The organism is Pseudomonas trivialis (genome assembly GCF_036864995.1).
Classification (GTDB): Bacteria; Pseudomonadota; Gammaproteobacteria; order Pseudomonadales; family Pseudomonadaceae; genus Aquipseudomonas; species Aquipseudomonas trivialis.
Genome location: NZ_CP142151.1, coordinates 436,537 through 451,959, shown reverse-complemented (window position 1 = coordinate 451,959; position 15,423 = coordinate 436,537). Strand labels below are relative to the sequence as shown.

At 65.1% G+C, this 15,423-nt stretch carries 15 protein-coding genes; 14 read left to right on the top strand and 1 reads right to left on the bottom strand.

Translation table 11 applies throughout. The annotated features are described in order from the left end of the window. Positions 1-187 precede the first annotated feature (187 nt). Genes VRB54_RS01930 through VRB54_RS01870 form a run of 13 tightly spaced genes read left to right on the top strand, consistent with a single transcriptional unit; the run spans position 188 to position 12,842 of the window. Complete coding sequence (locus tag VRB54_RS01930; RefSeq protein WP_338479318.1) at positions 188-922, top strand: glycosyltransferase family 2 protein; 735 nt, start codon at positions 188-190, stop codon at positions 920-922. After that, complete coding sequence (locus VRB54_RS01925; RefSeq protein WP_209987666.1) at positions 919-1,854, top strand: glycosyl transferase; 936 nt, start codon at positions 919-921, stop codon at positions 1,852-1,854. Before VRB54_RS01930 ends, VRB54_RS01925 begins: the two co-directional genes overlap by 4 nt. Beyond that, on the top strand, positions 1,838-3,379 hold the full coding sequence (locus VRB54_RS01920; protein ID WP_338479317.1) for an aromatic amino acid ammonia-lyase: 1,542 nt from the start codon (positions 1,838-1,840) through the stop codon (positions 3,377-3,379). Before VRB54_RS01925 ends, VRB54_RS01920 begins: the two co-directional genes overlap by 17 nt. Next, positions 3,372-3,797, top strand: a complete 426-nt coding sequence (locus VRB54_RS01915) for an acyl-CoA thioesterase (RefSeq protein ID WP_338479316.1) — start codon at positions 3,372-3,374, stop codon at positions 3,795-3,797. Before VRB54_RS01920 ends, VRB54_RS01915 begins: the two co-directional genes overlap by 8 nt. Further along, on the top strand, positions 3,794-4,477 hold the full coding sequence (locus tag VRB54_RS01910) for an outer membrane lipoprotein carrier protein LolA (protein WP_338479315.1): 684 nt from the start codon (positions 3,794-3,796) through the stop codon (positions 4,475-4,477). The genes VRB54_RS01915 and VRB54_RS01910 overlap by 4 nt, the downstream gene beginning before the upstream one ends. Next, complete coding sequence (locus tag VRB54_RS01905) at positions 4,461-6,779, top strand: MMPL family transporter (RefSeq protein WP_338479314.1); 2,319 nt, start codon at positions 4,461-4,463, stop codon at positions 6,777-6,779. The genes VRB54_RS01910 and VRB54_RS01905 overlap by 17 nt, the downstream gene beginning before the upstream one ends. 33 nt (positions 6,780-6,812) lie before the next feature. Then, the gene (locus VRB54_RS01900) at positions 6,813-8,060 is read left to right on the top strand and encodes an NAD(P)/FAD-dependent oxidoreductase (RefSeq protein ID WP_338479313.1); all 1,248 of its coding nucleotides are present in this window, start codon (positions 6,813-6,815) and stop codon (positions 8,058-8,060) included. After that, positions 8,057-8,791 carry a class I SAM-dependent methyltransferase gene (locus tag VRB54_RS01895; protein WP_338479312.1) on the top strand — a complete coding sequence of 245 codons (735 nt, stop codon included), beginning with the start codon at positions 8,057-8,059 and terminating at the stop codon, positions 8,789-8,791. Before VRB54_RS01900 ends, VRB54_RS01895 begins: the two co-directional genes overlap by 4 nt. After that, a complete protein-coding gene (locus VRB54_RS01890) occupies positions 8,788-9,270 on the top strand; it encodes a DUF3261 domain-containing protein (protein WP_338479311.1) in 483 nt (160 codons plus the stop codon). Before VRB54_RS01895 ends, VRB54_RS01890 begins: the two co-directional genes overlap by 4 nt. Then, on the top strand, positions 9,267-10,433 hold the full coding sequence (locus VRB54_RS01885; RefSeq protein ID WP_338479310.1) for a beta-ketoacyl-[acyl-carrier-protein] synthase family protein: 1,167 nt from the start codon (positions 9,267-9,269) through the stop codon (positions 10,431-10,433). The genes VRB54_RS01890 and VRB54_RS01885 overlap by 4 nt, the downstream gene beginning before the upstream one ends. Further along, positions 10,430-10,891: a hotdog family protein gene (locus VRB54_RS01880; protein ID WP_338479309.1), complete on the top strand. Its 462-nt coding sequence runs from the start codon at positions 10,430-10,432 to the stop codon at positions 10,889-10,891. The genes VRB54_RS01885 and VRB54_RS01880 overlap by 4 nt, the downstream gene beginning before the upstream one ends. Further along, positions 10,888-11,616, top strand: coding sequence for a 3-ketoacyl-ACP reductase FabG2 (locus tag VRB54_RS01875; RefSeq protein WP_338479308.1), 729 nt, complete (start codon positions 10,888-10,890; stop codon positions 11,614-11,616). Before VRB54_RS01880 ends, VRB54_RS01875 begins: the two co-directional genes overlap by 4 nt. Then, entirely contained in the window at positions 11,616-12,842 is a 1,227-nt protein-coding gene (locus VRB54_RS01870; protein WP_338479307.1) for a beta-ketoacyl-ACP synthase, read from the top strand. The genes VRB54_RS01875 and VRB54_RS01870 overlap by 1 nt, the downstream gene beginning before the upstream one ends. A gap of 227 nt (positions 12,843-13,069) precedes the next feature. Here VRB54_RS01870 and VRB54_RS01865 read toward each other — a convergent pair whose 3' ends face one another. Beyond that, positions 13,070-13,978 carry a LysR family transcriptional regulator gene (locus VRB54_RS01865; protein ID WP_338479306.1) on the bottom strand — a complete coding sequence of 303 codons (909 nt, stop codon included), beginning with the start codon at positions 13,976-13,978 and terminating at the stop codon, positions 13,070-13,072. 122 nt (positions 13,979-14,100) lie between these two features. Here VRB54_RS01865 and VRB54_RS01860 point away from each other — a divergent pair, with 122 nt between their 5' ends. After that, positions 14,101-15,369: an MFS transporter gene (locus VRB54_RS01860; protein WP_338479305.1), complete on the top strand. Its 1,269-nt coding sequence runs from the start codon at positions 14,101-14,103 to the stop codon at positions 15,367-15,369. Positions 15,370-15,423 lie beyond the last annotated feature (54 nt).

Here is a 15,423-nt window from a genome sequence, read left to right as displayed (position 1 = left end):
GGCTTGTTGTGGCGAGCGGGCTTGCCCCGCGTTGGGCTGCGCAGCAGCCCCCATAAGGCCGCCGAGGTGTATCAGGCAGAGCTGCGTCGCTTGTTTTGGGGCTGCTACGCAGCCCAACGCGGGGCAAGCCCGCTCGCCACAACAAGCCCGCTCGCCACAGGGCATTTGCCCGCACGGTGGGAGCCCCATGCATAACCCCTGCGCCTTGATCCCCGTCTACAACCACGAAGCCGCCGTGCCCGCCGTGGTGCGCAGCCTGCTCGCCAGCGGCCTGCCCTGCCTGCTGGTAGACGACGGCAGCAGCCCGGCCTGCGCGGCGGTGCTGGTGCAATTGGCGAACCTGGAACACGTCACCCTGATCACCCTGCCCCACAACCTCGGCAAGGGCGGCGCCGTCATGGCGGGCTTCCGCGAGGCCGCACGCCTGGGCTACAGCCATGCGCTGCAAGTCGACGCCGACGGCCAGCATGATCTGCGTGAAGTCGAAACCTTTATCGACACCTCGCGTCGGCACCCCGACGCAATCATCTGCGGCTACCCCGAATACGACGACAGCGTGCCCAAGGGCCGCCTCTACGCGCGCTATCTCACCCATGTATGGGTGTGGATCAACACCCTCTCGCTGCAGATCCGCGATTCGATGTGCGGTTTTCGCGTGTACCCGCTGGCACCGGTGCTGGCGCTGATGGACTCGGCCTACATCGGCACGCGCATGGATTTCGATTCGGACATCCTCGTACGCCTGACCTGGCGCAACCAGCCGATGCGCTGGCTACCGACCCAGGTGCATTACCCCGCCGACGGCCTGTCGCACTTTCGCCTGTTCCACGACAACCTGCGCATCAGCGCCATGCACACCCGGCTGTTCTTCGGCATGCTGGTGCGCGCGCCGATGATCCTGTGGCGACGGTGGCAGGCATGACCGACAACACCAAACACTGGGCCGACCGCGAAGAACGCGGCAGCTTCTGGCTGATGAAATTCACCGCCGTCGCCGCCCGGGTGCTCGGCCGGCGCCTGCTGAGCCCGTTGCTGTACAGCATCGTGTTCTACTTTTTTCTGTTCGGCCGCACCGCGCGCCAGAGCGCCTGGCAATACCAGCAGCGCCTGGCGCAGTGGAGCGGGCGCGATGAATTGCGCCCCACACGGCGCAAGGTATTCGGCCAGTTCATGGCCTTCGCCGACTCCCTGCTCGACAAGCTCGACGTGTGGAACGGCAAACTGCGTCTGGAACAGATCGAAATCAACGACCCGGCGCAACTGCGCGGGCAATTGCGCGGCGAGCGCGGGCAGATGCTGGTGGGCGCACACCTGGGCAACCTCGAGGTGTGCCGCGCGCTGGCGGAGATCGGCGAACAGGTGACCATGAACGTGCTGGTGCACACCAAGCACGCCGAACGCTTCAACCGCCTGCTGGGCGAGGCCGGCGCCACCCACTTGCGCCTGATCCAGGTCAGCGAGCTGGACCCGGCCACCATGCTGCTGCTCAGCCAGCGCCTGGACGACGGCGAATGGCTGGCGATTGCCGGCGACCGTGTACCGCTGCATGGCGGGCGCACGGTGCGCGTGGACTTTCTCGGGCATGCCGCCGCATTCCCCCAAGGCCCGTGGCTGCTGGCCGGCTTGCTCCAATGCCGGGTCAACCTGCTGATGTGCCTCAAGCACCAGGGCCGCTACCGCCTGACCATCGAGCCCTTCGCGCAACTGATCGAATGGAAGCGCAGCACCCGCGAACAGGTAATCGCCCTGTGGACCGCGCGTTACGCCGCACGCCTGGGCGAGTTCTGCCTGCAGGCGCCCCAACAATGGTTCAACTTTTACCCCTTCTGGAAGACCCATGATCCCGCATCCTGAGCCGGTCACCTTTGGCGAACGCCCCCTGCGCATCGAAGACGTGCTGGCCCTGGCCAACCGTCAGGCGCCCACAAGGTTGCAGGACGATGCAGCCTATCGCCAGCGCATTGCCAAGGGCGCGCAGTTCCTCGACTCGCTGCTGGACAAGGAAGGCGTGATCTACGGCGTGACCACCGGCTACGGCGACTCCTGCGTGGTGGCGGTGCCGTTGCAGCACGTCGAAGCGCTGCCGCGTCACCTGTACACCTTCCACGGTTGCGGCCTGGGCAAGCTACTCGACGCCCAGGCCACCCGCGCGGTGCTGGCGGCCAGGTTGCAATCGTTGTGTCACGGCGTGTCCGGGGTACGCGTGGAGTTGCTCGAGCGCCTGCATGCCTTCCTCGAACACGATGTGCTGCCGCTGATCCCCGAGGAAGGCTCGGTGGGCGCCAGCGGTGACCTGACGCCGCTGTCCTATGTGGCGGCCACCTTGTCCGGTGAGCGCGAGGTGTTGTTCAAGGGCGAACAGCGCCCGGCCGCCGACGTGCACCGCGAGCTGGGTTGGGCACCACTGGTGTTGCGTCCCAAGGAAGCCCTGGCCTTGATGAACGGCACTGCGGTGATGACCGGCCTCGCCTGCCTGGCCTTCGCCCGCGCCGATTACCTGCTGCAACTGGCCACGCGCATCACCGCACTCAATGTGGTGGCCCTGCAAGGCAACCCGGAACACTTCGACGAACGCCTGTTCGCCGCCAAGCCACACCCGGGGCAGATGCAGGTCGCCGCGTGGCTGCGCAAGGATTTGGCGATCGACGCGCCGACCGCGCCGCTGCACCGCCTGCAGGACCGCTACTCGCTGCGCTGCGCGCCACACGTTCTCGGCGTATTGGCCGACAGCCTGAACTGGCTGCGCTCATTCATCGAGATCGAGCTGAACAGCGCCAACGACAACCCGATCATCGACGCCGAGCAGGAGCGCGTGCTGCACGGCGGGCACTTCTACGGCGGGCACATCGCCTTCGCCATGGACAGCCTCAAGACCCTGGTGGCCAACGTCGCCGACCTGCTTGACCGGCAGCTCGCGTTGTTGGTGGACGTGCGTTACAACCACGGCCTGCCGAGCAACCTGTCCGGCGCACCGGCCGACCGCGCGATGATCAACCATGGCTTCAAGGCCGTGCAGATCGGCACCAGTGCCTGGACCGCCGAAGCACTGAAAAACACCATGCCGGCCAGCGTGTTCTCGCGCTCCACCGAGTGCCATAACCAGGACAAGGTGAGCATGGGCACCATCGCCGCCCGCGATGCGATCCGCGTGCTGGAACTGACCGAACAAGTGGCGGCCGCCGCCCTGCTGGCCGCCAATCAAGGGGTGTGGCTGCGCGCCCGGGCCGAGGATGCGCGCCCGCTGCCACCGGCCCTGGCCGCCATGCACGTCGAGCTGGGCAAAGACTTTCCGCCCGTGATCGAAGACCGTGCCCTGGAAGGCGAATTGCGCCTGTGCCTGCAACGCATCGCCGCGCAACACTGGAGGCTGCATGCGTAGCCCCGGCGTGTTGCACTGCGACACTGAAATCCTCGTGCCGTTTTTCGACGTCGACACTATGCATGTGGTGTGGCACGGCCATTACGTCAAATACCTGGAAGTCGCACGCTGCGCCTTGCTCGACAGGATCGGCCACAACTACAGCGCCATGCGCGAGGCGGGCTACGCCTGGCCGGTGATCGACATGCAATTGCGCTACGTGCGCGGCGCGGTGTTCGGCCAGACGATCAACGTGCGCGCCAGCCTGGTGGAGTGGGAGAACCGCTTGAAGATCAACTACCTGATCACCGACCTCGCCAGCGGCGAGCGCCTGACCCGCGCCAGCACCGTGCAGGTGGCGGTGGAAATCGCCAGCCGCGAGATGCAACTGGCCTCCCCCACAATCTTCACCGACGCCGTCGAGAGGGCCTTGAAATGAGATCTCCTGTGGGAGCGGGCCTGCCCGCGAAAATCGTCAACGATAATGCGATCCGCCATGCACTGCGCAGCGTCCTCAGGTTTTTCGTGGGCAAGCCCGCTCCCACATTGATCGGGCTGTTGCTGAGTTTCAGCGCCCACGCTTTCGACCTGCAACAACTCAGCGATCAACTGGCCAAACCCTCCGTGATCCACGGCAGCTTCACCCAGGAAAAGCACCTGCGCGCCCTGCCCCAGCCCTTGGTCAGCAAGGGCACCTTCGTGCTTGCCAAGGACCACGGCCTGCTCTGGCTGCTGAAAACCCCGCTGCAGCAGGACTACCGCATCAGCGCCCAGGGCATCGCCCGGCGTGAAGGCAACGGCTGGCAATTGTTGCCGAACAAGAGTGCCGGGGCTGAGCAGAACCGTCTGTTTCTCGCCGTGCTGCAGGGCGACAGCAGCGGCTTGCAGCGTGATTTCGAACTGCACCTGCAAGGTGAGTCCACACAGTGGAAGCTGACCCTGATTCCGCGTTCGCTGCTGCTCAAGCAGGTGTTCAACCAAATCAACATCGACGGCGGCGCGTTGGTGCACACCATCGAACTGCAGGAGACCCAGGGCGACAGCACCGTGCTGCGTATGCAGGACAGCACCGCGAGCCTGCCCCTGACCGACGCGGAGCAACATGACTTTGCCCAGTGAGCGCCTGCTGCCGCGCCTGTTCCTGATCCTGCTGGTGGCCGTGCTGGCGCTGGCCGGCTGGCAGTGGCGCCAGGGTGCGCCGCTGTCGGCCAACCTGATGGAACTGGTGCCGGGCAGTGCGCCGGATGCCCTGGAACAGCAAGCCGAACAACGCATGCAGGAGCCGCTCAACCGCGAGATGCTGGTGCTGGTGGGGCATGCCGACCGCCAGCAGGCCGTGGCCGTGGCGCAACAGCTAGGCGAGCGCTGGCAGGCCAGCGGGCTGTTTGAAAAGGTGCAGTGGAACCTGCAGGCCGACCTGCCGGCACTGCGCGAACAACTGCTGCGCGGGCGACTGGCGATGCTCGCGGCCAAGGACCGCGAGCAACTCATCGAGCATCCCGAGGCGTTTATCCAGCAGCGCGTGCAATCGCTGTTCGACCCCTTCACCGGCTTCAGCCTGGTGCCGAGCCAGGACGACTGGCTCGGCCTCACCGGGCGCATTCAGAACAGCCAGCCACAGCATGGCTCGGTGCAACTGGATATCGGCAGCGGCGCGCTGATCGCCGATGCCGACGGCAAAAGCTGGGTGCTGCTGCGCGCGCGCACCACCGGCAATGCCTTCGATATGCAACTGCCGCTGCACGTGGCGGACCTGCTCCAGGCCAGCCGCGCAGAGGCCGCCGAACACGGCGCACAACTGCTCGCGGCCAGCGGCCTGCTCTACGCGGCCAATGGGCAGCAGCAAGCCACGCGGGAAATCACCTGGGTCGGCGGCGGCGCGACCGTCGGCATTCTGCTGTTGCTGCTTCTGGCCTTCCGCCGCTGGCGCGTTTTGCTGGCCTTCGTGCCGGTGATCACAGGCATGCTGTTCGGTGCGGTGGCCTGTGTGGCGCTGTTCGGCCATGTGCATGTGATGACCTTGGTGCTGGGCTCCAGCCTGATCGGCGTGGCGGTGGATTACCCGCTGCATTACCTGTCCAAAAGCTGGAGCCTGAAGCCGTGGCAAAGCTGGCCGGCGTTGCGCCTGACCTTGCCGGGGCTCAGCCTGAGCCTGGCGACCAGTTGCATCGGTTATCTGGCGCTGGCCTGGACACCGTTTCCGGCGCTGACGCAGATTGCCGTGTTTTCCGCCGCAGGGCTGGTGGGCGCCTACCTGTGCGCCGTGTGCCTGCTGCCGGCGCTGCTCAAGGGCATTGAATTGCGCCCGGCGCAGTGGCCGCTGCGGATTGCCGAGGGCCTGTGGCGGCTGCGCGAGTCGTTGCTGCAGCGCGTGCCGAGCCCGCTGTTGCTGGCGCTGGTGCTGCTGTTCTGCGCCGGTGGTGTATGGCACCTGAACAGCAAAAACGACATTCGCCAGTGGATCGGCGCACCGCCCCACTTGCTGCAGGAAGCCCAGGCCGTGGCACGGATTACCGGCTTTCAGCCCACCAGCCAGTTCTTCCTGGTGCGCGCAGACAACCAGCAACAGTTGCTGGAGCGTCAGGCCGCGCTGGGCCAGCGCCTGGAGCAACTGGTGAATATGGACAAGCTCCAGGGTTACCTGGCGCTCAACCAACTGGTCAGCTTGCCGGCCGAGCAACAGCGACTGCGCGATGCGCTGGGCAACCTGGCACAACACTGGCAGCCGCTGGTGGACCTCGGTGTGCCGGCCAGCGCCCTGCAAGCCGAAGTGGCGCAGTTGCAGGCGCTGCCCACCGAAGATATCGACGCCGCCCTCAAAGGTCCGCTGGCCGAACCCTGGCGCACGCTGTGGCTGGGCCCGGTCAACGGCGGCGTGGCGGCAATGGTCAGCCTGCAGGGCCTGAACAATCCGGCGCTGCTGCGGGTGCAGGCCGTGGACTTGCCTGGTGTGCAACTGGTGGATCGCCTGGGCGACCTGAACCGCGTGTTCGCCGCCACACAGATCAGCGCCGCCGAACTCAAGTTACTCTCGTGTGTGCTGATCGTGTTGCTGCTGATGGTGCCGTTCGGCTTCGGCGGCGCCTTGCGCATCGTCGCCCTGCCGTTGCTGGCCGCGCTGTGCAGCCTGGCCAGCCTGGGCTGGCTGGGCCAGCCGCTGACTCTGTTCAGCCTGTTCGGCCTGCTGCTGGTCACGGCCATCAGCGTCGACTATGCGATCCTGATGCGCGAGCAGATCGGCGGCCCGGCGGTCAGCCTGCTGGGCACGTTGCTGGCGGCGTTGACGACCTGGTTGTCGTTCGGCCTGCTGGCGGTATCGAGTACGCCAGCGGTGAGTAATTTCGGCCTGTCGGTCAGCCTCGGCCTGGCATTCAGCTTTATGCTGGCGCCCTGGGCCGGGCCGCGCAAACCCGCCTTATGAATGTGATTATCGCCCATGCGGCAAGGAGCCTCAGTGCCCACAGTTGAAATGGAACGTCGCCAGGTAGTGGTGATCGGTGCCGGCCCGTCCGGAGCCATCGCCGCCGCGCTGCTCAAGCGCAAGGGCCATGACGTCGTGATCATCGAGCGCGAGCATTTCCCGCGCTTCTCGATTGGCGAAAGCCTGCTGTCGCACTGCATCGACTTTATCGAAGAGGCAGGTATGCTCGAGGCAGTGCAGGCAGCCGGGTTCCAGGTGAAAACCGGCGCCGCGTTCGCCTGGGGCGAGCGCTACAGTGCGTTCGATTTTGGCGACACGTTCAGCAACGGCAAGCCGACCACCTATCAGGTGCAGCGCGGCGAGTTCGACAAGCTGCTGGCCGATCAGGCGGCGCTGCAGGGCGTGGACATTCGCTATGGCCAAACCATCGTCGGCGCGGATTTCAGCGGCGAATGCCGTTACCTGCATGTGCGTCGGCAAAACGGCAGCGAGTATCACCTCAAGGCCAGATTCGTGCTCGACGCCAGCGGTTACGGCCGGGTGCTGTCGCGCCTGCTCGACCTTGAGGCGCCGTCGAATTTCCCGCTGCGCCGGGCGGTATTCACCCATGTTGAAGACCGCATCGAACACCCAGGCTTCGACCGTAGCAAAATCCTCATTACCACCCACCCGGTGAAGCGCGATATCTGGTTCTGGACCATCCCGTTCAGCAACGGCCGCTGTTCGGTGGGCGTGGTGGCGGCGCAGACGCATTTCGACGGCCGCGACAGCGACCTCGATGCGTGCCTGCGCGGTTTTATCGCTGAAACCCAAAGCCTGTCCGGCGTGCTGCAAAACGCGGTGTGGGATACCCCGGCGCGCAGCATCGGCGGCTACTCGGCCAACGTCAAAACCCTGCACGGCCCTGGTTTTGCATTGCTGGGCAATGCGGCGGAATTTCTCGACCCAGTGTTTTCGTCCGGCGTGACCATCGCCATGCGTTCGGCAAGCATGGCCGCCGGGGTGCTGCATCGTCAGCTCACGGGCGAAACCGTCGACTGGCAAACCGAATTCGCCGAACCGCTCAAGCGCGGCGTCGACACCTTTCGCTGCTACGTGGAGGGCTGGTACGCCGGGACCTTCCAGGATGTGATCTTCCACCCGGGCAGTTCGCCGGAGATTCGCCGCATGATCAGCGCGATCCTCGCCGGTTATGCCTGGGACGAGCGCAACCCGTTTGTCAGCGAGCCCAAGCGACGCTTGCGGATGTTGTCGGAAATTTGTGCGAGTGATCCGGTATGAGCAGCCAGTACCTGAGTAAACATTACGTCGAAGAAACCCGCTTCGGCCTTTGGTTTCTGCGCAGCCGCACCTGGCAACACTATGTGTTGCGCGTGGCCATCGACGACCAGCGCAGCCTGTTCACCGAGCCTGTGCCGCAGGCCCCGGTGTTGCTGGACGCCGGCTGCGGCCAGGGCAAATCCTTTGCGTACCTGCAACAGGTGTTCGCCCCGGAACGGCTGATCGGCCTGGATGCCGACCCCCACAGCCTCCACCAGAGCCAGGCCGAAGCGGCGCGCCAGGGCCTGGCCATCGAGCTGATCGGCAGCGACTGCGCCACCCTGCAAGTGCCGGACGCCAGTGTGGATATCCTGTTCTGCCATCAGACGTTCCACCACTTGGTGGAGCAGGATCGCGCCCTTGCAGAGTTCTATCGCGTGCTCAAGCCCGGCGGCTATCTGCTGTTTGCCGAGTCCACAGAAGCCTATATCGACACCTGGGTGATTCGCTGGCTGTTCCGCCACCCCATGCAGGTGCAAAAAAGCGCCCAGGCGTACCTGGCGATGATCCGCGAGCAGGGCTTTGAATTTGGCCCGCAGAACGTTTCCTACCCCTATCTGTGGTGGAGCCGCGCCACGGATTTCGGCCTGCTGGAGCGCCTGGGCCTGCGCAAGGCGCCGCCGGTGGGCCAGCGTGAAGAAACCCTGGTCAACTGCGTGGCGCGCAAGCCGCTGGCGAGCAGTGCGCCATGATGCGCCTGCTGCTGATCGGCTGCCTGTTGCTGCTGAGCGCGTGCGCCAGCCAGGCACCGTTGCCGGAAAAAATCCCGACCCTGAGTTTGCCGCTGCAATTGCACGTGCAGCGCATGGAAGGCAAGCAGCGCCAGGACTGGCTGCTGGTGATTCAGCGCGAGGGCGCCGCCATTCGTTGGTCGATGATGGACCCGCTGGGCATTCCCCTGGCGCGGCAAAAGTTGCTCGATGGCGCGTGGCAGGCCGACGGTTTGCTGCCGCCCAATCCGCAGGCACGTGAGCTGTTCGCCGCCCTGCTGTTTGCGCTGGCCTCGGCGGACGACCTTCGCGCCCTGTACCCGGGCGCCCAGGCCAGGGACCTGACGCGCACCCTGCCGGGCCATTGGCAAATCGTTTATCAGTCCTCCGAGGTGTTCAGCGTGAACATGACGGGCCAGCCGCTGAGCTATCGCATCACGCCGCTTGGGGTTGAACGATGACGGCTTATCTCAATGCCCTGGGCGTGATCTGTGCGCTCGGCCGTGGGCAGGCCGAGGTCGCCCGCAGCCTGTTTGCCGGCGACTGCGCCGGCATGCGCGCCGAGAGCGGCTGGGTGCCAGAGCGTGCACTGCCGGTGGGCGCTGTGCACGGTGAGCTGGCGCCGATCCCGCTGCAACTGGGCCAGCAAAGCAGCCGTAACAACCAGTTGCTGCTGGAAGCGGCGCTGCAGATAGAGGGCGAGATGCGCCAGGCGATCCAGACCTATGGCGCCTCGAGGGTGGGGGTTGTGCTGGGCACCAGCACCTCGGGCATCGACGAAGCCAGCCGTGGTATTGCCCAGTACCTGCGCGACCGGCAGTTCCCCGGCAATTACGACTACCAGCAACAGGAACTCAGCGCACCGGCCAACTTTCTCGCCGACTGGCTGCACCTGAGCGGCCCCGCCTATGTGATTTCCACCGCGTGCACCTCGAGTGCCCGGGCGCTGATGAGCGCCCGGCGCCTGCTGGACCTGGGCGTGTGCGATGCGGTGATCTGCGGTGGCGTCGACAGCCTGTGCAAGCTGACGCTCAATGGCTTTACCTCGCTGGAAGCGGTGTCGGGCGAGCGCTGCAATCCGTTTTCGGTGAACCGCAACGGCATCAATATCGGCGAAGCGGCGGTGCTGTTCCTGATGACACGCGAGCGGGGGCCCATTGCCCTGCTTGGCAGCGGTGCGAGCAGCGACGCGCACCATATTTCCGCGCCGGAACCCACGGGCAAAGGCGCGCTGCAAGCCATGCGCAAGGCCTTGAGCAGTGCCGCATTGAACCCCGAGCAGATCGGCTACCTGAACCTGCACGGCACCGCCACCCAGCATAACGACGCCATGGAAAGCCTGGCCGTCGCTCAGCTGTTCCCGTATGGCGTGGCGTGTTCGTCGACCAAGCCCATGAGCGGTCACACCCTCGGTGCGGCCGGGGCGTTGGAGGCAGCGTTCTGCTGGCTGAGCCTGGCTCACGGCGTGGTGCCGCCGCACGTGTGGGACGGCCAGGCCGACCCGGCACTGCCCGCGTTGCAGTGGGCACGCGGCGGTGACGCCCTGCAACAACCCCGCCTGATGAGCAACTCGTTCGCCTTCGGCGGCAACAATGTCAGCCTGATTATCGGAGAGGCCCCATGATCGATTGGCCACTCGCCGAACTGCTGCCCCACGCGGGCGACATGATCCTGATCGACCAGGTGCTGTCGTTCGATGAAGAGCAGATTCGTACCTGTCTCACCGTAAAGCCCGGCGGCCTCTTCAACCGCGCGGACGGCAGCCTGCCGGCGTGGGTCGGCATCGAACTGATGGCGCAGAGCGTCGCCGCCTATGCCGGTTGCCGCGCACGCAAGAACGGCGAAGCGGTGGAACTGGGCTTCCTGCTCGGCACACGCAAGTTCGAGTGCAACGTGGATGGCTTCCCGGCCGGCGCCGAGCTGACCATCCACGGCCTGCGCTCGCTGGAAGACGATAACGGCATGGGGGTGTTCGAATGCCACCTGACCGGCGACGGCATCCAGGCCAGCGCACGCCTGAACGTATTTCGACCGCCCCAGGCGGCCAATTATTTAGCTGAATCGAAGGACGCAACGTCATGACTCAATCCGTACTGGTCACCGGCTCCAGCCGAGGCATCGGCCGCGCCATCGCCCTGCGCCTGGCCCAGGCCGGGCATGACATCGTGCTGCACTGCCGCAGCGGGCGCGCCGAAGCCGATGCGGTGCAGGTCCAGATCCAGTCGTTGGGACGCAACGCCCGCGTGCTGCAATTCGACGTCGCCGACCGCGCCGCGTGCCGCGAAATACTCGAAGCCGACGTGGAGCAACACGGCGCCTATTACGGCGTGGTGCTCAACGCCGGACTGACCCGCGACGGTGCGTTCCCGGCCCTCTCGGAAGACGATTGGGACGTGGTGTTGCGTACCAACCTCGACGGTTTCTACAACGTGCTGCACCCGGTGATGATGCCGATGATTCGGCGTCGCGCGCCCGGGCGTATCGTCTGCATCACTTCCGTTTCAGGGCTGATCGGCAACCGTGGGCAGGTCAATTACAGCGCGTCCAAGGCCGGGCTGATCGGTGCGGCCAAGGCGCTGGCCGTCGAGCTGGGCAAGCGCAAGATCACCGTCAACTGCGTCGCTCCCGGTTTGATCGACACCGCCATGCTCGATGAAAACGTGCCGGTGGAAGAACTGATGAAGATGATCCCGGCGCAGCGCATGGGCACCCCGGAGGAAGTTGCCGGCGCCGTGAACTTCCTGATGTCGGCCGAAGCCGGCTACATCACGCGCCAGGTATTGGCAGTGAACGGAGGCCTGTGCTGATGAAACGCGTCGTCGTCACCGGCATGGCCGGCATGACCTCCCTGGGCAGCGATTGGGACACCATCGCCGCCAACTTTCGCGCCAACCGCAGCGGCATCCGGCGGATGGATGAGTGGGACCGTTTTATAGAGCTGAACACGCGCCTGGCCGGGCCGATCGATGATTTCGTGGTGCCCGCGCACTGGACGCGCAAGCAATTGCGCAGCATGGGCCGCGTCTCGCGCCTGGCGGTGTGGGCGGCGGAGCAGGCGCTGCAGGACGCCGGCTTGCTCGGCGACGAGTCGATCAAGGACGGGCGCATGGGCGTGGCCTGCGGTTCGTCCACCGGCAGCACCGATGAGATCAAGGCGTTCGGCAACATGCTGCTGAACTCGGTGGCCGAGGGGCTCAACGCCAACTCCTACGTGCGCATGATGCCGCACACCACAGCGGCGAATATCAGCATCTTCTTTGGCCTCACCGGGCGGCTGATCCCCACTTCCAGCGCCTGCACCAGCGGCAGCCAGGGCATCGGGTATGCCTACGAGGCGATCAAGTTCGGCCGCCTGCCGTTGATGCTCGCCGGCGGCGCCGAAGAGCTGTGCCCCACCGAGGCCATGGTGTTCGACGCTCTCTACGCCACCAGCTTGAAGAATGACGCCCCGCAGACCAGCCCACGCCCCTACGACAGCGGCCGTGACGGCCTGGTGATCGGCGAAGGCGGCGGCATGCTGGTGCTGGAGGAGCTGGAACACGCCCTGGCGCGCGGTGCGCATATCCACGCCGAACTGGTCGGCTTCGGCAGCAATGCCGACGGTCAGCACACCACCCGCCCGGAACAGAAAACCATGCGCCGCGCCATGGAACTGGCCCTGGAAGACGCAGGGCTTGCGCCGTCCGCCATCGGCTACGTGAATGGTCATGGCACCGCCACCGACCAGGGCGACATCGCCGAGACCCTGGCCACCAGCAGCCTGTTCGGCAGCCGCATGCCCATCAGCTCGCAGAAGAGTTTCCTCGGCCACACCCTGGGCGCGTGCGGCGCGCTGGAATCATGGTTCAGCATCGAGATGATGAACCGCGACCAATACGTGCACACCTTCAACCTGGACACCGTCGACCCGCAATGCGGCGAGCTGGATTACCTGCAAGGAGGCTTTCGCGAGATGCACCACGACTACGTGATGAACAACAACTTTGCCTTCGGCGGGGTGAACACCTCACTGATCTTTCGGCGCTGGAGCTGACGATTCACCCGCAAACGAGTGAGCGTGTGCAGTATCCCCAATCGGTGGCAAAACGCCGTAAATGTGGCGAGCGGGCTTGCCCCGCGTTGGGGTGCGAAGCGCCCCCAATTAATTAAAACGCGGTGTATCTGATAATGCTCGGAGCCTGGTTTTGGGGCTGCTTCGCAGCCCAACGCGGGGCAAGCCCGCTCGCCACAACAAGCCTGCTCGCCATAGGGAGTCTTCGCTCAACTGGTCGACCTTGGGGCAATCCCGCTCGCCACCAACAACGCCACAAACGCCTTCGCCATCGGCGACTGCACACCCTTGCGTTGCACCAGCCATACCGCTGACACCGCGGCAGGGTCCAGCAAGGTGCGATACACCACGCCATCGATGCGGATGCGCTGGTACGACGCTGGCAATACCGACACCCCCAGCCCCGCCGCCACCAGGCCGATGATGGTCATCGCTTCGCCAGCCTCCTGGGCAAAGCGCGGGCTGAAGCCGGCGTCGCGGGCCAGGTCGAGCAGTTGGGCGTACAGACCGCTGCCGTAGCTGCGCGGGAAGAACACGAAGGGTTCCTCGGCCAGTTGCGCCAGGTGCAAGCCGTGTTCACTGCCTGCCGTCAACGGATGGCCGGTGTTCAATACGGCCACGAGCGGCTCACGCATCAGCTCGACAGCACTCAGGGAATCGGGCAACGGCAACGGCCGCATCAAGCCGACCTGGATCGATTCGTCCACCAAGGCCTCGGCCACCTGGGTACTGCTCATTTCCCTCAGCGTCAGGTGAACCGCCGGGAACGCCTGGCGAAAGCCATAGATCGCCTGGGGAATGCTGGCGTTGATCGGCGCCGAGGAGGTGAAGCCGATCTTCAGCTCACCCAGCTCCCCCATGTGCGCACGCCGCGCTACATCCGCCGCCTTGTCGACCTGCGCCAGCACCAGGCGCGCCTCGTGCAGGAACAGCCGCCCCGCTTCGCTCAGCTCAACGCGCCGGTTGGTGCGCTCGAACAAGCGCGCACCCACTTGCTGTTCCAGCGCCTGAATCTGCTGGCTCAGCGGCGGTTGCGAGATGCCCAGTACCTGCGCGGCGCGACCGAAGTGCAGCTCCTCGGCGACGGCAATGAAGTAGCGTAAATGACGTAATTCCATACCTTCACCATTAAGTCGCAGAAGCTATCAAACAGGTCGAATAATATATTGGAAAGAATCATTAGCCAGCTATATTCTTTTTTGCATTGCCGGCCATGGCAGTCTTGTCCACCGAGGTCCCTGTGAAATCTGCTGTCGCTCCGTTCGCCCAGGAAGTCCCGACCACCGCTTTGGATGAGGTGGCCGCCGAACTCACTGAGGCGTTCATCGAAAAAGGCACGCCGATGTTCATGCGCACGGTGCTGGCGCTGTTCTGCGGTGGCTTTGCCACGTTTGCCTTGTTGTATTGCGTGCAGCCGATGATGCCGGCGCTGTCCCATGAGTTCGCCATCAATGCCGCGCAGAGCAGCCTGATCCTGTCGGTGTCCACGGGAATGCTCGCGTTCGGCCTGCTGATCACCGGACCGATATCCGACCGGCTGGGGCGCAAGCCGGTGATGGTGGCGGCGTTGTTTTGCGCGGCCCTGGCGACGTTTGCCAGCGGCCTGATGCCGAGCTGGGAGGGCATCCTGCTGATGCGTGCGCTGGTGGGTCTGTCCCTCAGCGGCCTGGCCGCCGTGGCGATGACTTACCTCAGTGAAGAGATTCACCCGCAGCACATCGGCCTGGCGATGGGCCTGTACATCGCCGGCAACGCGATTGGCGGCATGAGCGGGCGTTTGATCATCGGCGTGTTGATCGACTTCGTCAGTTGGCACACCGCGATGCTGATCATCGGCGCCCTTGCACTGATCGCGGCAACCGTGTTCTGGAAGATCCTCCCCGAATCGCGCAACTTCCGCGCCAGCAGCCTCAAGCCGCGCAGCCTGATGAACGGCTTTGTCATGCACTTCAGGGACGCCGGCCTGCCGTGGCTGTTCCTTGAGGCCTTTCTGCTGATGGGCGCCTTCGTGACGCTGTTCAACTACATCGGCTACCGGCTGCTGGCCGATCCCTATGACTTGAGCCAGGCGGTGGTCGGCCTGCTGTCGCTGGTGTACCTCTCGGGCATCTACAGCTCGGCGAAAATCGGCTCCCTGGCCGACCGCCTCGGCCGCCGCCGCGTGCTGTGGGCCACCATCGTATTGATGCTGGCCGGCTTCGTCCTGACCCTGTTCAGCCCGCTGTGGCTGATCGTGCCTGGCATGCTGATCTTCACTTTCGGCTTCTTCGCCGCCCACTCGGTCGCCAGCAGTTGGATCGGTCGCCGCGCCGTCAAGGCCAAGGGGCAGGCCTCGTCGCTGTATCTGTTCAGCTATTACGCGGGATCGAGCATTGCCGGGACGGCAGGTGGGTTCTTCTGGCACCTGGGCGGCTGGAACGGAATTGGCGGGTTTATCGTGGCCTTGTTGATCGGCGCGCTGCTGGTGGCGCTGAGGCTGGCCAAGCTGGCGCCGCTGAGAAAGGTCTGAAGGTTTCTGGCTTTTAATGTGGGAGGGGGCTTGCCCCCTCCCACATTTTTGCTC